This window comes from Buchnera aphidicola (Aphis craccivora) (assembly GCF_005082145.1).
GTDB lineage: Bacteria > Pseudomonadota > Gammaproteobacteria > Enterobacterales > Enterobacteriaceae > Buchnera > Buchnera aphidicola_U.
Genome location: NZ_CP034897.1, coordinates 39,745 through 63,731, shown reverse-complemented (window position 1 = coordinate 63,731; position 23,987 = coordinate 39,745). Strand labels below are relative to the sequence as shown.

General features: G+C 26.3%; 22 protein-coding genes and 4 tRNA genes. 17 read left to right on the top strand and 9 right to left on the bottom strand.

Annotated features, from left to right (window positions below):
* Positions 1 to 2: 2 nt before the first annotated feature.
* Entirely contained in the window at positions 3 to 644 is a 642-nt protein-coding gene (gene ribB, locus D9V60_RS00300) for a 3,4-dihydroxy-2-butanone-4-phosphate synthase (RefSeq protein WP_158360380.1), read from the top strand.
* A 22-nt stretch (positions 645 to 666) separates the two neighbouring features.
* On the opposite strand, the gene tsaD is transcribed toward ribB, so the two are convergent.
* Positions 667 to 1,680 carry a tRNA (adenosine(37)-N6)-threonylcarbamoyltransferase complex transferase subunit TsaD gene (gene tsaD, locus D9V60_RS00295; protein ID WP_158360379.1) on the bottom strand — a complete coding sequence of 338 codons (1,014 nt, stop codon included), beginning with the start codon at positions 1,678 to 1,680 and terminating at the stop codon, positions 667 to 669.
* Between the two features lie 197 nt (positions 1,681 to 1,877).
* Between tsaD and rpsU the strand changes: the two genes are divergently transcribed.
* The 3 genes from rpsU (at position 1,878) to rpoD (ending at position 5,907) form a co-directional block, all read left to right on the top strand.
* Positions 1,878 to 2,093 carry a 30S ribosomal protein S21 gene (gene rpsU / locus D9V60_RS00290; protein WP_158360378.1) on the top strand — a complete coding sequence of 72 codons (216 nt, stop codon included), beginning with the start codon at positions 1,878 to 1,880 and terminating at the stop codon, positions 2,091 to 2,093.
* A gap of 71 nt (positions 2,094 to 2,164) precedes the next feature.
* A complete protein-coding gene (dnaG, locus tag D9V60_RS00285; RefSeq protein ID WP_158360377.1) occupies positions 2,165 to 3,901 on the top strand; it encodes a DNA primase in 1,737 nt (578 codons plus the stop codon).
* Between the two features lie 131 nt (positions 3,902 to 4,032).
* Positions 4,033 to 5,907 carry an RNA polymerase sigma factor RpoD gene (gene rpoD / locus D9V60_RS00280; protein WP_158360376.1) on the top strand — a complete coding sequence of 625 codons (1,875 nt, stop codon included), beginning with the start codon at positions 4,033 to 4,035 and terminating at the stop codon, positions 5,905 to 5,907.
* 110 nt (positions 5,908 to 6,017) lie between these two features.
* Here rpoD and cysE read toward each other — a convergent pair whose 3' ends face one another.
* The 7 genes from cysE to argC all read right to left on the bottom strand — a co-directional run bounded on the left by cysE (position 6,018) and on the right by argC (position 12,408).
* Complete coding sequence (gene cysE, locus D9V60_RS00275) at positions 6,018 to 6,845, bottom strand: serine O-acetyltransferase (RefSeq protein ID WP_158360375.1); 828 nt, start codon at positions 6,843 to 6,845, stop codon at positions 6,018 to 6,020.
* Positions 6,846 to 6,881: 36 nt separating this feature from the next.
* Positions 6,882 to 7,319, bottom strand: a complete 438-nt coding sequence (secB, locus tag D9V60_RS00270) for a protein-export chaperone SecB (protein ID WP_158360374.1) — start codon at positions 7,317 to 7,319, stop codon at positions 6,882 to 6,884.
* Positions 7,320 to 7,367: 48 nt separating this feature from the next.
* Positions 7,368 to 7,811, bottom strand: coding sequence for a rhodanese-like domain-containing protein (locus D9V60_RS00265; RefSeq protein WP_158360373.1), 444 nt, complete (start codon positions 7,809 to 7,811; stop codon positions 7,368 to 7,370).
* 135 nt (positions 7,812 to 7,946) lie between these two features.
* Positions 7,947 to 9,326: an argininosuccinate lyase gene (gene argH / locus D9V60_RS00260; RefSeq protein WP_158360372.1), complete on the bottom strand. Its 1,380-nt coding sequence runs from the start codon at positions 9,324 to 9,326 to the stop codon at positions 7,947 to 7,949.
* 51 nt (positions 9,327 to 9,377) lie between these two features.
* Entirely contained in the window at positions 9,378 to 10,586 is a 1,209-nt protein-coding gene (locus D9V60_RS00255) for an argininosuccinate synthase (RefSeq protein WP_158360371.1), read from the bottom strand.
* A gap of 29 nt (positions 10,587 to 10,615) precedes the next feature.
* A complete protein-coding gene (gene argB, locus D9V60_RS00250) occupies positions 10,616 to 11,389 on the bottom strand; it encodes an acetylglutamate kinase (RefSeq protein ID WP_158360370.1) in 774 nt (257 codons plus the stop codon).
* A gap of 14 nt (positions 11,390 to 11,403) precedes the next feature.
* Complete coding sequence (argC, locus tag D9V60_RS00245; protein WP_158360369.1) at positions 11,404 to 12,408, bottom strand: N-acetyl-gamma-glutamyl-phosphate reductase; 1,005 nt, start codon at positions 12,406 to 12,408, stop codon at positions 11,404 to 11,406.
* Between the two features lie 157 nt (positions 12,409 to 12,565).
* Between argC and argE the strand changes: the two genes are divergently transcribed.
* Positions 12,566 to 13,711: an acetylornithine deacetylase gene (gene argE / locus D9V60_RS00240; protein WP_158360368.1), complete on the top strand. Its 1,146-nt coding sequence runs from the start codon at positions 12,566 to 12,568 to the stop codon at positions 13,709 to 13,711.
* Positions 13,712 to 13,731: 20 nt separating this feature from the next.
* Here the strand turns inward: argE and metF are convergent, their stop codons facing one another.
* Positions 13,732 to 14,613 (bottom strand): methylenetetrahydrofolate reductase, encoded by an 882-nt coding sequence (metF, locus tag D9V60_RS00235; protein ID WP_158360367.1) that lies wholly within the window; start codon positions 14,611 to 14,613, stop codon positions 13,732 to 13,734.
* A gap of 106 nt (positions 14,614 to 14,719) precedes the next feature.
* On the opposite strand from metF, the gene murB reads away from it, so the two are divergent.
* The 12 genes from murB (at position 14,720) to rpoB (ending at position 23,940) form a co-directional block, all read left to right on the top strand.
* The gene (murB, locus tag D9V60_RS00230) at positions 14,720 to 15,766 is read left to right on the top strand and encodes a UDP-N-acetylmuramate dehydrogenase (RefSeq protein ID WP_158360366.1); all 1,047 of its coding nucleotides are present in this window, start codon (positions 14,720 to 14,722) and stop codon (positions 15,764 to 15,766) included.
* Positions 15,767 to 15,920: 154 nt separating this feature from the next.
* Positions 15,921 to 15,993: transfer RNA gene (locus tag D9V60_RS00225), tRNA-Thr, on the top strand.
* A 14-nt stretch (positions 15,994 to 16,007) separates the two neighbouring features.
* A tRNA-Tyr gene (locus D9V60_RS00220) sits at positions 16,008 to 16,089 on the top strand.
* 5 nt (positions 16,090 to 16,094) lie between these two features.
* Positions 16,095 to 16,166 (top strand) — tRNA-Gly (locus D9V60_RS00215).
* Between the two features lie 11 nt (positions 16,167 to 16,177).
* A tRNA-Thr gene (locus tag D9V60_RS00210) sits at positions 16,178 to 16,250 on the top strand.
* Between the two features lie 216 nt (positions 16,251 to 16,466).
* Positions 16,467 to 16,850, top strand: coding sequence for a preprotein translocase subunit SecE (secE, locus tag D9V60_RS00205; protein WP_158360365.1), 384 nt, complete (start codon positions 16,467 to 16,469; stop codon positions 16,848 to 16,850).
* Between the two features lie 2 nt (positions 16,851 to 16,852).
* Positions 16,853 to 17,398 carry a transcription termination/antitermination protein NusG gene (nusG, locus tag D9V60_RS00200; RefSeq protein ID WP_158360364.1) on the top strand — a complete coding sequence of 182 codons (546 nt, stop codon included), beginning with the start codon at positions 16,853 to 16,855 and terminating at the stop codon, positions 17,396 to 17,398.
* Between the two features lie 35 nt (positions 17,399 to 17,433).
* Positions 17,434 to 17,862, top strand: coding sequence for a 50S ribosomal protein L11 (gene rplK / locus D9V60_RS00195; RefSeq protein WP_158360363.1), 429 nt, complete (start codon positions 17,434 to 17,436; stop codon positions 17,860 to 17,862).
* Between the two features lie 2 nt (positions 17,863 to 17,864).
* Entirely contained in the window at positions 17,865 to 18,560 is a 696-nt protein-coding gene (gene rplA / locus D9V60_RS00190; RefSeq protein WP_158360362.1) for a 50S ribosomal protein L1, read from the top strand.
* A 192-nt stretch (positions 18,561 to 18,752) separates the two neighbouring features.
* Positions 18,753 to 19,250 (top strand): 50S ribosomal protein L10, encoded by a 498-nt coding sequence (gene rplJ, locus D9V60_RS00185; protein ID WP_158360361.1) that lies wholly within the window; start codon positions 18,753 to 18,755, stop codon positions 19,248 to 19,250.
* A gap of 69 nt (positions 19,251 to 19,319) precedes the next feature.
* Entirely contained in the window at positions 19,320 to 19,688 is a 369-nt protein-coding gene (rplL, locus tag D9V60_RS00180; protein ID WP_158360360.1) for a 50S ribosomal protein L7/L12, read from the top strand.
* A gap of 223 nt (positions 19,689 to 19,911) precedes the next feature.
* Positions 19,912 to 23,940 (top strand): DNA-directed RNA polymerase subunit beta, encoded by a 4,029-nt coding sequence (gene rpoB / locus D9V60_RS00175; RefSeq protein ID WP_158360359.1) that lies wholly within the window; start codon positions 19,912 to 19,914, stop codon positions 23,938 to 23,940.
* The last annotated feature ends 47 nt before the right edge of the window (positions 23,941 to 23,987 follow it).

Genomic DNA, 23,987 nt, shown 5'->3' with positions numbered 1-23,987 from the left:
AAATGAATCAAAAATTACTTTATGAGTTTGGAAACCCTATAGAACGTGTAGAAAAAGGAATATTAGCTCTAAAATCTGGACAAGGTATAATAATACTAGATGATGAAAAGAGAGAAAATGAAGGAGATCTTGTTTTTGCATGTGAAAATATGACTGTAGAACAAATGGCTTTAACAATAAGATATGGTAGCGGTATTGTATGTTTATGCATAACAGAATCTAAACGTAAAAAATTAAATTTACCTATGATGGTTAAAAATAATACAAGCACTTACCGAACAGGATTTACAGTTACAATAGAAGCCTCAAAAGGTGTTTCTACTGGTGTTTCAGCGAAAGATAGATTAACAACTATAAAAACAGCTATTTCAGATAACGCGAAACCTAGTGATTTGAATCGACCAGGTCATGTTTTTCCTTTACGAGGTAATACCGGTGGTATTTTAGCAAGAGCTGGACATACAGAAGCAGCTATTGAAATAGTATCACTTGCTGGTTTTAAACCTTATGGAGTAATTTGTGAGTTAACTAATAAAGATGGATCAATGTCTCGTACACCTGAAATTATTAAATTTTCAAAAGAAAAAAATATGACGGTGTTAACTATAAAAGATTTAATCTTATATATTCAAAAAAATAAGTAAATTTATAAAAAAATTATACTGATTACAACAAAGATAAATTGTCTAAAGACCACTTGGGTTTTATTAAAATTTCTAATGAAGAAAAATTTAATTTTTTATAATATAATGATCCTAAATAAGCAATCATAGCAGCATTATCAGTACAAAATTCCGATGCAGCATAAAATGCTTTTCCATTAAAAAATTTTTTCATCATAATATCTGATTTTTTACGCAATAATTTATTTGCACTTACACCTCCAGCTATAACTAGATTATTCCATCCTTTTTGATATAAAGCTTTTTGGGTTTTAATTAATAATATATCAATCACCGCCTCTTCAAAAGCTTTTGCAATATTTGCTTTTTGTTGAAGATTTAAAAAACTATTTTTAATAATGTTAGATGCAAAAGTTTTTAAACCTGAAAAACTAAAATTTAAACTAGAATGATTTTTCATAGGACGAGGAAAATATAAGTCAGTTTTTACGCCTTTTAATGCTAAATTGGATAATTCTTGACCATTTGGATATTTTAAACCTAACAATTTTGATATCTTATCAAAAGCTTCACCTGCAGCATCATCTAATGAAGTTCCAAGAATTTCATATTTTCCTAATTTATAAGCTGCAATAATTTGAGTATGTTTTCCAGATACTAATAGCCCAATAAATGGGAATTTTATTGACTTAGACTGTAGCATTGGTGATAATAAATGTGCTTCCATATGATTTACTGGCAATACAGGGATATTTAAAGAAAAACCCAAAGAACAAGCGAATGTCGCGCCCACCAACAAAGAACCAACTAAACCAGGTCCTGCAGTATATGCAATAAGATCAATATCTTTGTTTATATTTATTTTTTTAAAAATTTTATCAATTAAAAAAATTATTTTTTTTGCATGCGCACGAGATGCTAATTCCGGAACAACACCACCATAATTAGAGTGTATTTTTTTTTGATTATATAATTCGTTTATTAATAAACCTTGAATATTATCATAAACAGCAAGACCAGTATCATCACAAGATGTTTCAATTCCTAATATTTTCATTTCGAATACCTATTCATTTAAAGTTAAGCAATATAATTAATATTAAAAATAATTAAATTTAAAAAATGATACTTTACAATGTAATATTAATTAAGATAGGATTTATTTTATATCATCAAATATTATTAACAAAATTAAATGATAAATATAAATATTATAACATATAAAGCAAACTAAATAATCGAGGTAAATATTTTATGCCAATAATAAAAGTACGTGACAATGAACCATTTGATGTTGCACTACGTCGTTTTAAAAGATCTTGTGAAAAAGCTGGTATTTTAGCAGAAATACGAAGAAGAGAATTTTATGAAAAACCCACTACTGAAAGAAAACGTGCAAAAGCCTCTGCTATAAAACGTTTAGCAAAAAAACTTACGCGAGAAAATGCAAAAAGAATACGAATGTATTAAAATATTTTAAATATATAAAAAAATTAAAAAACCGTTCTTTGCAAAGAACGGGATTATATTATAAAAAATCTATGTCTGGGAAAATACCTAAATACTTTATTAACGATTTATTATATCGAACTAATATTATTGATCTTATTAATACACGAATAAAATTAAAAAAACAAGGTAAAAATTATCAAGCTAACTGTCCTTTTCATAATGATAAAACACCATCATTTACAGTAAGTTATGAAAAACAATTTTATTATTGTTTTGGATGTAATACACATGGAAATGCAATTGATTTTTTAATAAACTATGAAAATTTAAATTTTATAGAAAGCATTGAAGAACTTGCTTTAATACATGGTCTTTCAATACCATTCGAAACAAAAATAATATCAGAAAAAAATGATTATTTCAAAAAACAAAAGTTATACTTATTGACAGAAAAAATATCTCAATTATATCAAAAAAATATTATGTTAACTAGCTCTGCTTATGACTATCTCATTCGTAGAGGAATTAGTAAAAAAATGATGCAATTATTTTGTATTGGTTTTTCAAGCTTTACTTGGGATGTATTTTTTAAAAAATTAAATATAAAAAAAGAATTTGAAATAGAATTATTAAATTATCAAATGATTTTTATCAATAAAAATAATAAAATAAATGACCCTTTCCGAGGAAGAATAATATTTCCAATACATGATAAATACGGAAGAACTATAGGTTTTGGAGGTAGAACAATAAAAAATATTCTTCCAAAGTATTTAAATTCAACTGAAACAAACATTTTTTACAAAGGCAAACAAATTTATGGATTATATCAAGTAAAAAAGAAACATTCAAAACCAAAATATCTATTAGTTGTAGAAGGATATATTGATGTTATTATGTTAACACAACATAAAATTGATTATGTAGTTTCTTCTTTAGGAACATCAATTACAAAAGAACAAGTAAAAATACTTTTTCAAAACACTGATACAGTTATATATTGTTATGATGGTGATGATGCAGGAAAAAATGCCGCTTGGAGAACTTTAAAAATTACATTACCATATATATCTGATCAAAAAACTATAAAATTTATAATATTACCTAAAAATGAAGATCCAGATAGTATTATCCAAAAAGAAGGAGCTAAAAATTTTCAACTACGCATTAAAAATGCTCTTACAATGTCTAAATTTTTTTTTAAAAATATTCTAAAAGGAGTGAATTTGTCATCTAATGATGATAAATTTTATTTAAGTGTACGTGCTTTGCCTTTAATAAATTGTATATCTAGTGATACAATACGAATTTACTTAAGACAAATACTAGCACGAATAATAGGTATCCTAGATGATGATCAATTTGAAAAATTTTTATATCAAAAAAAACAAGAAAATAAAATTTCACAATATAAAAATAAGCAAACTCCAATGCGAACTCTTATAGGTTTACTTATTCAAAATCCTAATTTATCGAATTTAGTAACTTCAACAAAAAAATTAACAAACTCAAAGACAAAAGGCATTCCTATTTTTTTAGAAATTTTAAAAACATGCTCAGAAAACGCATTTTCTAATACCGGTCAATTATTAGAATTTTATAGAAATAATAAAATAATTAATATTTTAAAATCTCTTTCAATATTTGATCACATGATAGTTGAAGATAAAATTAAAACTGTTTTTTTAGATTTATTAAACAATATACACAAAAAAGATCTTGAAAAAAGACAAGAATACCTAATTGCAAAAGAAAGAACTAAAGGACTTACCATATATGAAAAAAAAGAAATTTGGTCTATTAATAAAAAATTAAAAAATAGTTAATAATTTTTTATGTTATCCATTAAAATTATCTTATAGTATATCTTAAAATTAAAATAATTCTATATATTCATTATTGACTATATAATAGTCAATTAATATTCATTATATTAACAGAATTTGGATATTTTCCTATGGAGCAAAACCCAAAGTCACAACTTAAGCTGCTTGTTACACATGGTAAGGAGCAAGGGTATTTAACCTACGCAGAAGTTAATGATCATCTTCCAGAAGATATTATTGATTCCGAACAAATCGATGACATTATTCAGATGATTAATGATATGGGAATTCAAGTCGTCGAAGAAGCGCCTGATGCAGATGATTTAATTTTAAATGAAATAAATACAGATACAGATGAAGATGCAGTAGAAGCAGCTGCGCAAGTTTTATCAAGTGTTGAATCTGAACTAGGAAGAACAACTGATCCTGTGCGTATGTATATGAGAGAAATGGGAACTGTTGAATTACTCACCAGAGAAGGTGAAATTGATATAGCTAAACGCATTGAAGAAGGAATTAATCAAGTTCAATCTTCAGTATCAGAATATCCAGAAGCTATTACTTATCTTTTAGATCAATATGATCGAATTAAAACCGGTCAAATAAGATTATCTGATATAGTAATAGGTTTTGTTGATCCTAATGCAGAAGAAATACCTCTTACTAATAATATTAATTTAGGATCAGAACTTTTAGATGAAGTTTCTAATACTGAAATTCATACTCATCATGAAGAAGATGAAGATGACGAAGATAATGAAGATAATGCAGATAATGAAGATGATGAAGAAAATAGTATCGATCCAGAATTAGCGAATGAAAAATTTTCTGCATTACGAAAACAATACACTAACACAAGTAATACAATTAAAATTAAAAATAGAAATCATAAAGATTCATTATTAGAAATTTATAATCTTTCAGAAATTTTTAAACAATTTAGATTAGTTCCAAAACAATTTGATCATTTAGTTAATAATATGCGTAGTATGATGGAAAGAGTAAGAAAACAAGAAAGAATTATAATGAAATTATGTGTTGAAGAATGTCAAATGCCAAAAAAAAATTTTATAAAAATTTTTTCAGGAAATAAAACAAATATAGATTGGTTTATAAAAGAAAAAAATTTAAATCAACCATGGTCTAAAAAATTACAAGAAATTGAAGAAAGAATTTTTATAAGTATAAAAAAATTAAGTAATATAGAAAAAGAAACAGGTTTAACAATTGAAGAAGTAAAAGATATTAATAAAAGAATGTCTATTGGAGAAGCAAAAGCTAAAAGAGCAAAAAAAGAAATGGTAGAGGCAAATTTAAGACTAGTGATTTCTATCGCTAAAAAATATACTAATAGAGGGCTACAATTTTTAGATTTAATTCAAGAAGGTAATATTGGTTTAATGAAAGCAGTTGATAAATTTGAATATCGTAGAGGGTATAAATTTTCAACTTATGCAACTTGGTGGATTAGACAGGCAATTACTCGATCCATTGCTGATCAAGCACGCACTATTCGTATCCCTGTTCATATGATAGAAACTATCAATAAACTAAATCGTATTTCTAGACAAATACTTCAAGAAACAGGACGCGAACCAACTCCTGAAGAACTTTCTGAAAAAATGTTAATTCCCGAAGATAAAATTAGAAAAGTTTTAAAAATAGCTAAAGAACCTATATCCATGGAAACACCTATAGGAGATGATGATGATTCTCATTTAGGTGATTTTATAGAAGATACTACATTAGAGCTTCCTCTTGATTCAGCTACATCTGAAAGTTTAAGATCAGCAACACATGATGTTTTATCAGGACTTACTGCTCGTGAAGCTAAAGTTCTTCGTATGCGTTTTGGAATTGATATGAACACCGATCATACTTTAGAAGAAGTTGGAAAACAATTTGATGTTACTCGTGAAAGAATAAGACAAATAGAAGCAAAAGCATTAAGAAAACTGCGTCATCCAAGCAGATCAGAAGTATTACGTAGTTTTTTAGATGACTAGTAGTATATATAAAAAAATCAATTTAAAAAAATAAAACTTCTGTAATAAATAATTATAACATATAAAGCTATGTTTTTAATAAAACACAGGAGTTTTAATTTCAAATAATATTAAATACCGTCTCCATATTGAAATTTATTTATACAATCTAAAAAATTGTTTTGATCTTCTTTAAAAAAAACAGCTGTGTTGTTGGTTTTATTTACAACTTTAGCAGGAATTCCGGCAACTGTTACACATGGAGGAACATTTTTTAAAACTACTGAACCAGCACCTATTTTTGCCTCATAACCAATTTCAATATTTCCTAATATTTTAGCTCCTGCACCTATACTAACTTTGCTCCTAATTATTGGATGTCTATTTTTACTATTATTTTTACCTGTTGAACCCAAAGTAACGGAATGTAAAATTGAAACATCATCTTCTATGATTACTCCTTCTCCGATAACAATACCAGTTGCATGATCAAGCATTATTCCAGAACCAATACATGCAGCTGGATGAATATCAACTGAAAAAACAGTAGAAATTCTACTTTGTAAATATGTTGACAAAGCATATTTTTTTTTATTCCAAAGATAATTACTAATTCTATAAGATTCTAATGCATGAAAACCTTTAAAATATAAAAAAGGAGTTAAATAATTATTAGCAACTGGATCTCTTTGTAAAATAGCTTTTAAATCTTTAACTACTAAATTTAACATTAGAAAGTCATTTAAATATATGTTATTAAAAATATTTTGCATATTTTTTTCAGAAATTGCTACAGTAGATAATTTAGTGGATAATATATAACTTAAAGCGCTACTTAATTTATCATGTTTTAATATATTTTCTTCGTATAAAACAGATAAAATTGGTTCTTTTTTTGCTGCGACTTTCGCTTCGTATAATATTATATTCCATAATTCTAAAATTTCTGTAGAACACATATTTTTTCCTTAAAAATATTATTAAAATTTAAAATATTAGTCTATATTAATATCATTTTTTTTTAAAATATTATCAAAATTAATAGGAGCAAGATTTAATTGCGGAAAACTTCCATAAGATACTAAACTAGATATACATGCTCTAGCATATGGAAATAAAATATTTGGACAATACGAACTTATATAATATTTTAATTCTTGCTTATCAAAGTTTGAAATAAGAAAAATACCTGCTTGGTGTACATCGCACAAGAAAATTAAATCTTTTTCACTTCTTACTACCACTCTAACTTGTAAAATAATTTCAAAAATATCTAATTTTAGTTGTTTGATATTTGTATTTACATTAAATTTCATAGTAGGAATACATTTTTTTTCAAAAATTTCTGGCGTATTAGGAGCTTCAAAAGAAATATCTTTTATATAAATTCGATGAATTGCAAAAGCTTTTTGATTTAATTTTTTTTCTGGCATGAAATATTCCGATACATAATATTTAATTAAAAATTTTATTTTACATATTTAATAATTATTATTTTGATTCGTAATAACAGGAAGATTTTCTATATTCCAAGAGTCCATTCCATTTTTTAAAATATAAATATTTTTTATTCCATTATCTATAAAAAACTTAACATATTTATTATTATTTTTTGATGAATCTATTATAAGAATAACAGGAACAATGGCAGGTAAATTAAGTTCTTTAACTTTTTTAAAAGAAATATTTTGTAATGGAATATGAATAGCATTTAAAATATGACCTGAATTATATGATTCAAAAGAACGTGTATCAATAATCTTCGCATTTTTTTTGTTAATTAATTCTATTGCATAAAAATTATTAATTAGTTTTTCTTTTAAATAAAATTGTTTAAAAATTAAAAAAATAATGATACTAAATAACAAAAACCATATAGTACTCAGTATTAAATTATTAGATATAAAGAATAATATATTGTTCATGAAATAAAATCCTATTTTTATAAATTTAAAATAATTTTATATTTAAATAGTATGGATTATGGCATTTAAAAAAACTTTAAATGCCTTTTAATATAAAATTAAAAATTATAATTGTTTTATAATAATTAAAAAAAATTATGCAATATTTAATCGTATTTTTTCTTTTTTAATTGCTTCTTGAACTTGATGCAATGAAACCCCGCCTTTCGATACACGTTTTTTAATACATGCTTCTAAAGTAATATGATCATATATATCATTTTCTATAAGATTATTATATTTTTGAAATTGAGATAAATCTAAATCTTTTAATGCTTTATTTTCGTTTATAGCTTGTAATACTATCTTTCCAGATATATAATGCGCTTCTCGAAAAGCAACTCCTTTTTTAACTAAATAATCAGCAACTTCTGTAGCATTAGAATAACCTTTTTCAGCTGCTTGATAACATAGCACACGATTTAATTTTATATTTTTCAAAACCAATCCAGCCATTAATAAAGAATTATTCCAAGTTTTGATTGCATCAAACAAACTTTCTTTATCTTCTTGCATATCTTTATTATAAGATAGTGGTAACGCTTTTAATAAAACTAAAATAGAAAATAAAGAAGAATATACGCGACTGCATTTTCCACGTATTAACTCTAAAGAATCTGGATTCTTTTTTTGAGGCATTAATGATGAACCTGAGGTAATAGAATCAGATAATTCAATGAAGTTTGCTTCACTAGAATTAAAAAAAATTAAATCTTCAGAAAACCTAGATAAATGCATCATACTTATTGAAGCTGATGCTAATAGCTCTATAATATAATCTCTATCTGAAACACTGTCTAATGCATTGTTAGTAGCGCTACTAAAACCGAGAGAAAGCGCTAATTTTTCACGATCAATATTCCATGCTGTACCAGATAAAGCACCTGATCCTAATGGGCTGATATCTAATCTTTTTAAAGTATCTTTTAAACGCTCAAAATCACGCTTGAACATTTCAACATATGCTAAACACCAATATGAAAAAGTAATCGGTTGAGCACGTTGCAAATGAGTATATCCAGGAATTATAATATCAAGATGTAGTTCGGCGCTTAAAATAAATTGTTTTTGAAGATTTAAAATACTTTCTAATAAAACTTGAATATTATTTTTGCACCATAATTTTAAATCAGTTGCAATCTGATCATTACGACTTCTACCTGTGTGTAGTTTTTTTCCTATTTCTCCTATTTTTTTAATAAGATTTATTTCTATCCAGCTATGAATATCTTCACAATCACTTTTAAGAATTTGTTCTGGATTTTTATAAATTTCTTGTTTTAAAAAGGTTAATCCAAGTTCTATTTTTTCTTGTTCTTTTTTAGTTAAAACACCAGTTTCAAAAAGAGCATAAGACCAAGCGATTGAAGCAAATATATCTTCTTGAGCTAAAATGTAATCAAATGATAAAGAAGCATTAAATTTTTTAAATAATTTATTAGATTCATCAAGGAATCTTCCACCCCAAAGCGACATATATTTTCTCTAAAAGTAATTAACTTAGTAATAACTATTTGTTTATAAAAATTATTTTAACTTATTTAAAGCACGTATTCTAGAGGAAAGAGAAAATAAACGAATAAAGCCTTCTGCATCTGAATGTTTATAAATTTCATCTTTACTAAAAGTTGCGTATTCTTGAGAATATAATGAATGTAAAGATTTCTTTTGAACAGCAGTTACACTGCCTTTATATAATTTTAAAACTACTTCTCCATTTAATAAAGAAGCTAATGAATCCGCTGCAGATTGTAAAGATTCACGAATTGGAGTAAACCATCGACCATCATAAACTACTGAGGACATTTCTAAACCAATTTTTTCTCTCCAATGAAAACTTTCTCGATCAAAAACTAACTGTTCAATTGCTCTTAAAGCAATATTAATAATCGTACCACCTGGAGTTTCATAACAACCTCTAGATTTAATTCCAATAATTCTATTTTCTACGACATCTAATCGTCCTATAGCATGATTAGACCCTATTTTATTTAATTTATTAATACATTGCAAAGGAGTAACGTTTTTATTGTTAATAGATACTACGGATCCTTTTACAATACGTAATAAAATATACTCTGGTTCTTCTGGAGCTTGTTCTGGCTCCACAGTCCAACTCCAACAATCTGCATTTGTTCTATTCCAAAGATTTTCAAGTAAACCACCTTCTGTAGAAATATGTAAAGCATTCTCATCTTTACTATAAATTTTTTCCAATGTTGCTGTGGTGTAAATATTTTTTTTACTTAAATATTTTAACAATGATTCTCTTGAATTTAAATCCCATTGCCGCCAAGGAGCGATAACCTGAAGATGAGGAGCTAATGCTGCATAAGCAATTTCAAAGCGAATTTGATCATTACCTTTTCCAGTTGCACCATGACATAAAAATTTAGCTCCGATACTTAAAGCAAATTCTACTTGTTTTTTTGCTATAATAGGTCTAGCTAATGCAGTTCCTAACAAATAAGTACCTTCATATAAAGCCCCTGTTTTTAGTATGGGAAAAACATAATTTTCTATAAACTCATCTTTTAAATCAAAAATATGACAACTTGAAGCACCAGATTGCAATGCTTTTTTATCAATATTATTTAAATCATTTTTTGATTGACCGATATCTGCTACAAAAGCAATAACATCAACTTTATAATTTTCTTTTAACCAAGGTATAATTGCAGAAGTATCTAAACCACCTGAATATGCTAACACAACTTTTTCGGGATTATTATTCATCTTTTTTAAACACCTTTAATAGAATTAAACTATGCCAAAACTCGTGTTCCAATATTTATACCATTAAATAATAATGTTAAATCTTCTATATTTTGCCAACTTGCAATATCTACTGAACGATTTAAAATTCTAGATGCATTTAGCGCTGCATTTACTTTAATAATCATACCATCCGTAATAATTCCTTGAGAAATTAATTTTTTAGCTTGCATACTGTTTATTTCTTTAATTCTTTGACCTTTTCCATTTAATATTGAACTAATATCTGATAATAAAATTAAATGCGCTTGTAATGTAGTTGCCAATGCTGTTGCAGCTAAATCTGCATTTACATTCATTAATTTTCCGTCATTAGTTATACCTATAGAGCTAATAATTGGTAAAATATTTTGTTTAAATAAATTTAACAAAAAAACAGGAGAACCTGATGTAACTTTTCCAACATGTCCTAAATCTTTATCCAGTATTTCTATATTTGTGCTTTTTCCATCAGATAAACATAATCCTACAGCATTAATTTTATTTTTTAATGCCCATGCTAAAAGAATTTTATTAGCTGTTCCAGCTAAAGCACCTGTAATAATATTAATATGTTCTGAAGGAGTAATCCGAAGCCCATTTTTTTTCTTGACTGGTAAAGATAATTTATTCATTAAATTATCTATTAATCGCCCACCTCCATGAATTATTAAGATACTACGTTTATTAGATTTTTGATACTCATGAATAGCTTTAAATAAACCCATCATTGCATTTTCACTTTCTAAAAGAACTCCACCTAATTTAATAACTAAAGGAGTCATCATTAAATACCTCATTAAATAATTGATTCTATTTCAGAAAATCCACAACGAATATTAAAACATTGCACTGCTTGAGCAGCTGCACCTTTTAACAAATTGTCTTCAGCCGCAACAATAACAAGATATTCATTTTTAATAGCGAATCCAATATCAAAAAATGGTAATTTTAATATTCCTTTAATACTCGGAAAAGTATTTTTATATATTCTTATTAATGATTTATCTTTATAAAAAGTATTATATATGTCATAAATCTTAGTTAATTTAAGATTTGTTTTTAATTTACATGTGATAGTCGCAATTATACCTCGTGAAAATGAACCTAAATGTGGAATAAAAATTACTGGAATCCCTAAATGTTCTGTAATCTCTGGAGTATGGCGATGCGTAAAAATATTATATGGAGCTAAACTAACTTCACAAAAGCTGTTATTAATATTAGGTTGTCTACCGCCCCCACTAACACCACTAATTGCATTAATTATAGGAATATATGATTTAGATAAAAGATCAGTTTCAACAAGAGGTTTTAATGCTAATTGTATACAAGTAGCATAACAACCTGGAACTGAAATTAATTTAGCTTTTCGAATTTTGTTATAATTCCATTCAGCTAATCCATAAACAGATTTTTTCAAAATTTTTTCATAATGATGTATAAAACCATAATATTCTGAATAAATATTAATATTATTTATTCTATATGCTCCAGACAAATCTATTACAATACAATTGTACTCCATAAAAAAAGGAACTAAAGTATGACTGACATTATGATCTGTAGCTAAAAATACGACATCTATATTTTCTTTGATCGCAACGAAGTTTTCAATTGATTCAAATGATAAATTTATAACATTTGTATATTCTGGATGCACATCAGAAAATGATTTTCCTATATTAATACTATCTTTAGAAATAAAAATTTTTTTTATTTTAGCAAATTTATGACGATTAATATAATTCACTAATTCTGCTCCAGAATATCCACTAGCACCAACAATTAAAACATTTAACATAAATTAAAAACCTTAAAAACAAAAATTATTATAAAAAATGAATTTATTAAATTATTTAAATATTAAATAATATTGCACTTTTATTGGTGTCGTGATATTTGTACTTTATAAGTAAGATATGTTTTAATATATAAAAAATTTTAATAAGTTGTATTAAATGAAAAAAAAAATACCTTCTTTTATTCAAATATATAAATCACTAGTTAAAATACCTACAATTAGTAGCGAAAATAAAAAAATAGATCAAAGTAACAAAATTTTAATTGATTTATTAGCAAATTATTTTTCAGAATTAAATTTTGCAATACAAATAAATAATATTCCTAATACAAATAAATTTAATATGCTATCTTCATTTGGATCAGGAAAAGGGGGTTTATTATTTTCTGGACATACAGACACCGTTGATTTTGATAAAAATACATGGAATCAAGATCCTTTTAAATTAACTGAAAAAGATAATAAATTATATGGATTAGGTGTAGTAGATATGAAAGGATTTTTTGTTTTTTTATTAGATGTTATATCTTCTATCAATATAAAAAAAATTAAAAAACCAATTTATATACTTGCTACTGCTAATGAAGAAACAGATATGTCTGGAGCAAGACATTTTGCTCAATCTACAAACATTAAACCAGATTGTATTATTATTGGTGAACCAACAGGTTTAAAATTAGTAAATGCTCACAAAGGTCATCTTTCATATAAAATTGATATTTTTGGTAATACTGGGCATTCTAGCAATCCTTCTAATGGTATTAATAGCATTGAAATTGCATATAAAGTAATAAAAAAACTAATTGACTTAAAAAAATATCTACAACAAAAATATACACATAAAGATTTTTCTATTTCATATCCAACTATGAATTTTGGATCTATACAAGGTGGTAATACAATTAACCGAATTTGTTCATTATGTACTATAACTTTTGAAATACGACCTATACCCCAATTAAATTTAAAAACACTTGAAACGCTATTACAAGAAAAACTAAAAAAAATCAAACAAAAATGGCCAAATCGAATTTTTTTAAAAAATCTTTTTTTTTCTGTTCCTGCATATGAAATATCTAAATCTCATCAAATAGTTCAAAAAGTAGAAAAATTCTGTAAAATGAAACCCATAAGCGTAAATTATTGTACAGAAGCACCATTTTTACAAAAAATTGCACCTACATTAATTTTAGGCCCTGGTTCAATTGAACAAGCGCACTATCCAAATGAATATTTAAATTGTAATTTTATTGAACCAACAAAAAAAATTTTAAAAAAATTAATAATAAAATTTTGTTATTGAAATAAAATAATTTATAATTTTTAAAAACCAAATAAACGACAGATAGAATATACTATATCTGATTGATTTAAAGTATAAAAATGAAAATTTTTTACACCTTCTTCAGATAAACTTTTTATTATATCTATAATTATACTTGCACCTATAATTTTTTGACTCATAACATCATCAGTCAGTTTATCAAAAATTTCAAACATCCAAGATGGAATTTTAACATTGGTCATTTTAGCAAATCGTTTTAACTGTTCAAAATTATAGATAGGTAATATACCTGGTACAATTTCAACATTTATATTATTTTTAATACAATTATCCCTAAAACGTAAATAACTTTCAGTGTTAAAAAAAAACTGAGTAATAGCTCGATTAGCACCTGCGTCTATTTTCTTTTTTAAATTTAAAATATCAAGTTGCGCATTTGGTGATTCTGGATGTACTTCTGGATAAGCCGCCACAGAAATATCAAAATTAGCTATTTTTTTTAATAACATAACTAAATCATAAGCGTACATTCGATGTGAATGATCTGTATTATTAGAGTCTCCTCTTAAAGCAAATATACTTCGAATACCATTTTTCCAATAAAATTTTGCTATTTTTTCTAATTCAATTGGACTGGAATCAACACAAGTTAAATGGGGAGCTGTTATAACACCTGTTTTTTCATGTATTTTTTTTACAATTTTATATGTTTTTTCACGTTCACCACTATTTGCTCCGTAAGTTACGGAAAAAAAAAATGGTTTTAATTCATTTAATTTAATTACAGAAGAAAATAATTTCTCTTCTAAATCTATGTTTTTAGGTGGAAAAAACTCAAAAGAACATTTTATTTTTTTATTTAAATTGTTTAATTTCTGATCAATTATATCTTTATGATATTTATTTTTTGAAAAACGCATTTTTAAATACTCCACTAAAACATTTTAATTTCATCTATAATATCATAAATAAATATACGACTTTTATAGTTAAAATAGTATTTTTTAAATAATATTAAAAATTTATATGCATAAAAATCAAATCTATCAAAAATCTTTAAAAGATTTAAACACATTTTCTATTAATGTAACAGCAAAAAAAATTATTTTTGTTAGAACTATTAAATCATTAATTGATATTTGTAAAAAATGTGATTTATCTAATATTCCTTATATCATTTTAGGCGAAGGTAGTAACGTATTATTTCTAGAAAATTATAAGGGAATAGTTATCATTAATAGAATTAAAGGGATTAAAGTTAAAGAAAAAAAAAATTTCTGGTTATTACATGTACTTTCAGGGGAAAAATGGAATGATTTAGTTAAATATACATTAAGAATGGGTTTTTTTGGATTAGAAAATTTAGCATTAATTCCTGGTTGTTTAGGATCTGCTGCAATTCAAAACATTGGTGCATACGGTTTAGAATTAAAAAATGTATGTCAATATGTTGATATTATTTCTTTAAAAAATTCTAAAATCATAAGGATTGAAAAAGATTTATGCAAATTCTCTTATCGTGATAGTATTTTTAAATATAAATATAGAAAAGGATATGCAGTTCTTGCTGTTGGTATAAAAATATTAAAAAAATGGAATCCTATTATTTTTAAGTCATTTTTTAAAAATATAAGTATCACAAAAACAAATCCTTATCAAATATATAACAATATATGTCAAATAAGAAAAAAAAAACTACCTAATATTAATAAATTAGGCAATGCAGGTAGCTTTTTTAAAAATCCTATTATCTCTAAAAAAGATGCAAAAAAAATTTTATCTTTGTATATGAATGTACCACATTATTTTCAAATTGATGGATCTGTAAAAATATCAGCTGCTTGGTTAATTGAAAAATATGATTTTAACAATATCAAAATTGGAGGAGCAGCTATTTATAAAAAACAAAAACTTATATTAATTAATCGTAAAAAAGCTAAACCAAAAGAAATTCTAAAATTAGCTAAAACAATACAAGAATCTATTTTAAAAAAATTTAAAATATGGTTAGAACCTGAAATAGATTTTATCAATTCTTCAGGAAAGATAAAATTGCTGAAAAATATTTATTAATTAAATTTTTATCTTAAAATATTATTTTATTTATTATATTAACTAATAATTTAGTATAAAAATTATTTTTTTAAAAAACCTTGCAATAAAAACGAAAAAACATATAATATTAAAAAGTAAAATTTATTTTACTTATTAAAGTAATTTTTAAATAGCCGGCTTAGCTCAGCAGGTAGAGCAACTGACTTGTAATCAGTAGGTCACCAGTTCGATTCCGGTAGCCGGCAAAAATATTTTAATAGGTGGGATTCCCGAGCGGCTAAAGGGAGCAGACTGTAAATCTGCCGTCTAAGACTTCGAAGGTTCGAATCCTTCTCCCACCAAAAATGCGGACATCGTATAATGGATATTACCTCAGCCTTCCAAGCTGATGATGCGGGTTCAATTCCCGCTGACCGCTTAAAAATAACTGCTGATATGGCTCAGTAGGTAGAGCACACCCTTGGTAAGGGTGAGGTCCCCAGTTCAATTCTGGGTATCAGCATTAATGAATAAATAAATTTCAAAAAATAATATTCAATCCAAACATCTCACCTAATATATTTAAAATTTTCTAAATCCTAAAATTAATACATTCTAAAAAGATTTTAATTTGGCAAAAATATTTTTTAAAATATGTACTATAAAAAATTAAATATTAAAAATTCTAACATATTGTTTCTTTTGATTATTTTATTTTTTATAATTCGCAGGAGAAACTATGAATATACAAATTCCTAAGCAAAAAAAAATTAAAAATATAGAAAAAATAAAGTGGATTTTTATATGTATAAATTTTATTTTATGTATTTTAATTGACTGCTATTTTAGTAAAATAAATTTTTTTATCCGAATTTCATTAATAATTTTTTTAATTAGCTGTACAATCGGTATTTTAATTAGCACAGAAAAAGGGAAAGATATTTTATTATATATAAATGCATCAAAAAATGAAATGCAAAAAATAATATGGCCTAAACATAAAGAAACTTTATATACTACACTTATAATTATTTTTGTGACAATATTTATGTCATTAATTTTATGGGGTTTAGATAATATTATATTTCGTTTAGTAGCATTTATTATTAATTTAAGGCTATAAAAATGCACGAAAATTTAAAAAAAAAATGGTATGTATTACAAGCTTTTTCTGGTTTTGAAGGCCGTGTTGCTCAATCAATACGAGAACATGTTAAATTAAATAAAATGCATGATTTTTTTGGGGAAGTAATGGTTCCTTCTGAAGAAGTTGTTGAAATTAGAGGAGGACAACGTAGAAAAAGCGAATATAAATTTTTTCCAGGATATGTTTTAATTCAAATGATCATGACTGATACAACGTGGCATTTAATTAGAAATATTCCTAGAGTACTAGGTTTCATTGGAGGAAAATCAGATAAACCATCACCAATCAGTAATAAAGAAGTAGAAACTATTATTAATAGACTCCGTCAAATTGGTGATAAACCAAGACCTAAAACTTTATTCGAACCTGGGGAAATGATTCGAGTAAACGACGGTCCTTTTGCTGATTTTAACGGGGTAGTAGAAGAGGTAGATTACGAAAAAAGCAGGTTAAAAGTATCTGTATCTATTTTTGGTAGGTCTACTCCTGTAGAATTAGATTTTAGACAAGTTGAAAAAAATTAAAAAAATTTTTATTAAACACTAAAGAGAAAATTGAAATGGCAAAAAAAATACAATCTTACATAAAACTTCAAGTATCTGCTGGAATGGCAAATCCAAGTCCTCCAATAGGACCTGCATTAGGACAGAAAGGAGTAAATATTATGGAATTTTGTAAGATATTTAATGCACAAACAGAAAATATGGAAAAAGGATTACCTATACCAGTAATTATAACAGTATATTCTGATCGTTCATTCACATTTATAACTAAAACACCTCCGGCTTCTATTTTGTTAAAAAAAGCCGCTGGAATTAAATCTGGATCTAGTAAACCAAAAATAGAAATGAAAGGTAAAATAACAAAATTACAGATTGAAGAAATAGCTGAAATTAAAAAAAAGGATATGACAGGTTCAAACATTCAAAATATGATTAAATCTATTAAAGGAACAGCTAAATCTATGGGCTTAATCATCGAGGATTAATTATGATTAAAATTTCTAAGCGTATGAATAAAATAAAAAAAAATATTGAAATTGACAAACTATATAATATTGATGAATTAATTGAATTATTAAAAAATTCATCAAAAGTAAATTTTATTGAAAGTATCGATATTGCTATTAATTTAGGAATAAACCCAAAAAAATCAGACCAAAATATTAGAGGAACTACTATATTACCACATGGTATTGGTCGTAATATTAAAGTAGCTGTATTTACTCAAGGTGAAAATGTTGAAATAGCTAAAAAAGCTGGTGCAGAATATATTGGAATGGAAGATCTGTCTGAAAAAATAAAAAAAGAAGGTATTATGTTTAATACTGTTATTGCATCACCTGATGCCATGAAAGTTGTAACTCAACTAGGTCATATATTAGGGCCCCGTGGATTAATGCCTAATCCTAAGTTAGGTACAGTTACAACAAATATTTCTGAAGCAATTAAAAATGCAAAAACAGGACAAATTTGTTATCGCAATGATAAAAACGGCATTATTCATGCTACTCTTGGAAAGATTAACTTCAAAAAAAGTCAAATAAAAGATAATTTCAACACTTTTTTAGAATCAATAAAAAAAGCAAAACCACCTCAAGCTAAAGGAATATACATAAAAAAAATTGTCTTATCTAGTACTATGGGAGTTGGTTTAACTGTAGATCAATCAAACTTATCTTTATAAGAACGAAATGTTTTTACTTTACGATAGAAAAAAAATTATTTATAATGGTATCCCCTTTTTTAAAAATTTAAAATTTATTTCAATAAATTTTTTATATTCATAAAGAAACAATAATATTCATCCCAATCATTACTTAGTATACTTGATTAAAAAATCTTTTCTCTAAATAAAAATCTAGGAGAATACGATAAAATGGCGTTAAATTTTGATAAAAAAAAAACAATTGTTTCTAAAATAAATCAAATTTCTAATTCAGCTTTATCAGCTGTAATTGCAAACTCTCAAGGAATTTCTGTAAATCAAATAAATCAATTAAGAAAGTCAGGGCGTAAATTAGGCGTAAAAATGAGTATTGTTCGTAATACTTTGTTATCTTTAGGAATTAAAAATACCACTTTTGAATGTTTAAAAGAAATTATAAAAGGATCTACTTTTATAGCTTATTCTACACATCATCCAGGAAGTGGAGTAAGATTATTTAAAAAATTTGAAAAAAAAAACAAACAATTTAAAATTACAGGAGCAGCATTTGAAGGTAAACTACTATCTAATTTAGAAATAAATCAACTTGCAGATATGCCAACTTATGAAGAAGCAATAGCAAAACTTTTATTAACATTAAAAATATCAGCTGCTGGAAAACTTATTTATACATTATCTGCTATAAAACAGAAAAAAGAAACCTCTTAAAAAAGGTTATTATTTTTGATGTATTACTAACATCTAAAGTAATTCTAATTGTTATTAGGAATTATTGTTATGTCTATTACTAAAGAACAAATTTTAGAAGCTGTATCAGAAATGTCTATTATGAATGTTGTAGAACTTATTTCAGCCATGGAAAAAAAATTTGGGGTTTCTGCAAATATATCCATGCAATCCAATAACAACAATGAAAAACAAGCTGCTGAAGAAAAAACAGAGTTTGATGTTTTTTTAAAAGTTATTGGTCCAAATAAAGTTTCAGTTATTAAAAGCGTTCGTAGTGCAACTGGTTTAGGACTTAAAGAAGCTAAAGATTTAGTAGAATCTGCACCAACTATTATAAAAGAAAATATAAATAAAAAAGATGCGGAATCCCTTAAAAAAACTTTAGAAGATGTTGGTGCTGAAATCGAAATTAAGTAAAATATTATATATTTAATTTAATTAACTTCCATATATGGCTGGTGTTTTTAATTCACCAGCCCTTTTATATAATACAGAATATTTAAAAATTTTTAAAAAGACTTTTAAAATAAAAATTATTTAAACAATTAAAAATAAACAATTAAAATAAAAATGTCTCTTCTTCAGATTGAAAGACAATAACATTAGTCTTCATTTATCTGTCAACAAGCTTAGGAACCCTATGGTTTACTCTTATACCGAAAAAAAACGTATTCGTAAAGATTTTGGAAAACGTCCTCAAATTTTGGATATACCATATCTTCTTTCGATTCAACTTAATTCTTATAAAAAATTTATTAAAACAGATCCAGAAGGACAACATGGATTAGAAGCAGCTTTTCAATCGGTATTTCCTATAAGAGGTTACAACGGTAATTCTGAATTACAATATGTAAGTTATCAATTAGGAGATGCAACATTTGATGTAAAGGAATGTCAAATACGAGGTGCTACTTATTCTGCTCCGTTAAGGGTAAAATTAAGATTAGTTATTTATGAACGTGATATATTAGAACCTAAAGTTAAAGACATTAAAGAACAAGAAGTATATATGGGTGAAATACCATTAATGACTAATAATGGAACTTTTATAATCAACGGAACAGAAAGAGTTGTTGTTTCTCAATTACATCGTAGTCCTGGTGTTTTTTTTGATAGTGATAAAGGAAAAACACATTCTTCAGGAAAAGTTTTATATAATGCTCGTATTATTCCTTATAGAGGATCTTGGTTAGATTTTGAGTTTGATCCAAAAGATAATTTATTTGTAAGAATTGATAGACGCAGAAAACTACCAGTCACTATTATTTTACGTGCTCTTAATTATAATACAGAAGAAATATTAAATTTATTTTTTGCAAAAAATATTTTTAAAATAGATGATAATAAAATTGAACTAGAATTAGTTTCAGAAAGACTTCGAGGTGAAACTGCTTCTTTTGATATTCAAAAAAATGGAAAAATATATATTAAAAAAGGTCGTCGTATTACTGCTAGACATATCCAAGAACTAAATAAATTTAAAATTAAATCTATTGTAGTACCAGTTGAATATATTCTAGGAAGAATAGTATCAAAAAATTATTTAAACCCAATTACAAAAGAAATTATTATCTCAGCTAATACAGAATTATCTTTAGAAATATTAACAAAATTACGTAAATTAAATTTTTCATATATTGAAACACTTTTTACTAATGATTTAGATCATGGTCCGTACATTTCTGAAACACTTCGTATTGATTCTTCAAATGATAGAACAACTGCTTTAATGGAAATCTATCGTGTTATGAGACCTGGAGAACCTTTAACGAAAGAAGCTACAGAAAATTTATTTGAAAACTTATTTTTTTCTGAAGATCGATATGATCTTTCATCCGTTGGACGTATGAAATTTAACAGATCTTTATCACGCGAAAACATTGAAGGACCAGGAACATTAAATAAACAAGATATAATTGATGTAATAAAGAAATTAATTGATATCCGAAATGGAAAAGGAGAAGTAGACGATATCGATCATTTAGGAAATAGACGAATTAGATCGGTTGGAGAAATGGCAGAAAATCAATTTAGACTCGGTTTAGTAAGAGTAGAAAGAGCTGTAAAAGAAAGATTATCAGTAGGAGATTTAGAAACCTTAATGCCGCAAGATATGATCAATGCTAAACCAATATCTGCAGCTGTAAAAGAATTTTTTGGTTCTAGTCAATTATCTCAATTTATGGATCAAAATAACCCTTTATCAGAAATTACACATAAGCGCAGAATTTCAGCTTTAGGATTAGGAGGTTTAACCAGAGAAAGAGCTGGTTTTGAAGTAAGAGATGTACATCCAACACATTATGGTCGAGTTTGTCCAATAGAAACTCCAGAAGGTCCTAATATTGGACTAATTAATTCTTTATCGGTATATGCCAGAACTAATTCATACGGTTTTTTAGAAACACCTTATAGAAAGGTTAAAAATAGATTAGTTACAAAAGAAATTCATTATTTATCTGCAATAGAAGAAGGAAATTATATTATTGCGCAAGCCAATACAAACATAGACAAAAATAATTTTTTTATTGATGATTTAGTAACTTGTAGACATAAGGGAGAATCAAGTTTATTTAATTCTAATCAAGTTGATTATATGGATGTTTCTACTCAACAAATTGTATCTGTTGGAGCATCTTTAATTCCTTTCCTTGAGCATGATGACGCAAATAGAGCTTTAATGGGAGCAAATATGCAACGTCAAGCAGTTCCCACTCTAAAAACTGATAAACCTTTAGTAGGAACGGGAATGGAAAGAGCAGTGGCTGTAGATTCAGGTGTTACAATTGTAGCAAAAAGAAGTGGCATCGTTCAATATGTAGATGCTTCTCGAATTATAATTAAAGTTTATGAACACGAAACATATTTAGGAGAAGCTGGCATAGATATTTATAATTTAACTAAATATACTCGTTCAAACCAAAATACTTGTATCAATCAAAAACCATGTGTTCAATTAAATGAAAAAATAAATAAAGGAGATGTATTAGCAGATGGACCGTCCACTGATCTAGGTGAGCTTGCATTAGGACAAAATATGCGGGTAGCATTTATGCCTTGGAATGGATATAACTTTGAAGATTCTATATTAGTTTCAGAAAAAGTTGTACAAGAAGATCGATTTACTACAATTCATATTCAAGAACTATCCTGTATATCTAGAGATACTAAGTTAGGACCTGAAGAAATTAGTTCAGATATACCGAATGTAGGAGAAGCAGCACTGTGTAAATTAGATGAATCAGGCATTGTATATATTGGAGCTGAGGTAACTGGAGGGGATATTTTAGTAGGAAAAGTAACCCCTAAGGGAGAAACACAATTAACACCAGAAGAAAAATTATTACGCGCTATTTTTGGAGAAAAAGCTTCTGATGTAAAAGATTCATCGTTAAGAGTTCCTAATGGAGTGTCTGGAACTGTAATTGATGTTCAAATTTTTACACGAGACGGTGTTAAAAAAGACAAAAGAGCTTTAGAAATTGAAGAGATGCAACTCAAAAAAGCAAAAAAAGATCTTACAGAAGAATTTAAAATATTTCAATTAAGCTTATTTTCCAAAATTAAAAAAACTCTTTTATCTTTTAACGTTGAAATAGAATATTTAAATAAATTACCATTTGAAAAATGGCTTTCAATTAATGTTAAAAAAGAAGATAAAAACCAAGAAATGGAAAAATTTATACAACAACATAATGAATTAAAAAAAGAGTTTGAAAAAAAAATAGAAATAAAACGTCGAAAAATTACACAAGGTGATGATCTTGCACCAGGAGTGTTAAAAATAGTAAAAGTATATTTAGCAGTAAAGCGTCAAATACAACCTGGAGATAAAATGGCTGGAAGACATGGAAATAAAGGGGTTATTTCTAAAATTAATCCTGTTGAAGATATGCCATACGATGAAAATGGAATACCAGTAGATATCGTTTTAAATCCTTTAGGAGTACCATCACGTATGAATATTGGACAAATTTTAGAAACACATTTAGGTATGGCTGCAAAAGGAATTGGAGATAAAATTAATCAAATGCTAAAAAAACAAGAAAAAATATCTCATTTAAGAAAATTCATTCAAAAAACTTTTGATCTAGGAGAAAATTTAAGACAAAAAGTAAATTTAGAAGAATTTTCAAATGAAGAAGTGTTATATTTAGCAAAAAATCTAAGAAAAGGTGTTCCTATCGCAACACCAGTATTTGATGGCGCAAAAGAAAATGAAATAAAACAAATGTTACATTTTGCTAATCTACCTATGTCTGGGCAAATTTTTCTTTTTGATGGAAGAACTGGAGAAAAATTTGAAAGACCTGTTACTGTTGGTTATATGTATATGTTAAAATTAAATCATCTGGTAGATGATAAAATGCATGCTCGTTCAACTGGTTCTTACAGTCTTGTAACTCAGCAACCGTTAGGGGGAAAAGCGCAATTTGGAGGGCAACGATTTGGCGAAATGGAAGTTTGGGCATTAGAAGCGTATGGAGCTTCTTATACATTACAAGAAATGTTAACTGTTAAATCCGACGATGTCAATGGAAGAACTAAAATGTATAAAAATATTGTAGATGGCAATCATCAAATGGAACCTGGAATGCCAGAATCATTTAATGTTTTATTAAAAGAAATTCGTTCACTAGGGATTAATATTGAATTAGAAAACGAATAAAAAATATTTAATATATTAAGTAAATGTATAGATTTAAAACCTTCAAA

Excerpts from the sequence above, each read along its gene's own strand:
- argB (WP_158360370.1), bottom strand. The coding sequence starts at position 11,389 with ATGACTCCTTTAGTTATTAAATTAGGTGGAGTTCTTTTAGAAAGTGAA.
- rpoD (WP_158360376.1), top strand. The coding sequence starts at position 4,033 with ATGGAGCAAAACCCAAAGTCACAACTTAAGCTGCTTGTTACACATGGT.
- argH (WP_158360372.1), bottom strand. The coding sequence starts at position 9,326 with ATGTCGCTTTGGGGTGGAAGATTCCTTGATGAATCTAATAAATTATTT.
- rplJ (WP_158360361.1), top strand. The coding sequence starts at position 18,753 with ATGGCGTTAAATTTTGATAAAAAAAAAACAATTGTTTCTAAAATAAAT.
- argE (WP_158360368.1), top strand. The coding sequence starts at position 12,566 with ATGAAAAAAAAAATACCTTCTTTTATTCAAATATATAAATCACTAGTT.
- ribB (WP_158360380.1), top strand. The coding sequence starts at position 3 with ATGAATCAAAAATTACTTTATGAGTTTGGAAACCCTATAGAACGTGTA.
- argC (WP_158360369.1), bottom strand. The coding sequence starts at position 12,408 with ATGTTAAATGTTTTAATTGTTGGTGCTAGTGGATATTCTGGAGCAGAA.
- secE (WP_158360365.1), top strand. The coding sequence starts at position 16,467 with ATGAATATACAAATTCCTAAGCAAAAAAAAATTAAAAATATAGAAAAA.
- dnaG (WP_158360377.1), top strand. The coding sequence starts at position 2,165 with ATGTCTGGGAAAATACCTAAATACTTTATTAACGATTTATTATATCGA.
- secB (WP_158360374.1), bottom strand. The coding sequence starts at position 7,319 with ATGCCAGAAAAAAAATTAAATCAAAAAGCTTTTGCAATTCATCGAATT.
- rplK (WP_158360363.1), top strand. The coding sequence starts at position 17,434 with ATGGCAAAAAAAATACAATCTTACATAAAACTTCAAGTATCTGCTGGA.
- murB (WP_158360366.1), top strand. The coding sequence starts at position 14,720 with ATGCATAAAAATCAAATCTATCAAAAATCTTTAAAAGATTTAAACACA.
- rpsU (WP_158360378.1), top strand. The coding sequence starts at position 1,878 with ATGCCAATAATAAAAGTACGTGACAATGAACCATTTGATGTTGCACTA.
- rplL (WP_158360360.1), top strand. The coding sequence starts at position 19,320 with ATGTCTATTACTAAAGAACAAATTTTAGAAGCTGTATCAGAAATGTCT.
- metF (WP_158360367.1), bottom strand. The coding sequence starts at position 14,613 with ATGCGTTTTTCAAAAAATAAATATCATAAAGATATAATTGATCAGAAA.
- rplA (WP_158360362.1), top strand. The coding sequence starts at position 17,865 with ATGATTAAAATTTCTAAGCGTATGAATAAAATAAAAAAAAATATTGAA.
- rpoB (WP_158360359.1), top strand. The coding sequence starts at position 19,912 with ATGGTTTACTCTTATACCGAAAAAAAACGTATTCGTAAAGATTTTGGA.
- nusG (WP_158360364.1), top strand. The coding sequence starts at position 16,853 with ATGCACGAAAATTTAAAAAAAAAATGGTATGTATTACAAGCTTTTTCT.
- D9V60_RS00255 (WP_158360371.1), bottom strand. The coding sequence starts at position 10,586 with ATGAATAATAATCCCGAAAAAGTTGTGTTAGCATATTCAGGTGGTTTA.
- D9V60_RS00265 (WP_158360373.1), bottom strand. The coding sequence starts at position 7,811 with ATGAACAATATATTATTCTTTATATCTAATAATTTAATACTGAGTACT.
- tsaD (WP_158360379.1), bottom strand. The coding sequence starts at position 1,680 with ATGAAAATATTAGGAATTGAAACATCTTGTGATGATACTGGTCTTGCT.
- cysE (WP_158360375.1), bottom strand. The coding sequence starts at position 6,845 with ATGTGTTCTACAGAAATTTTAGAATTATGGAATATAATATTATACGAA.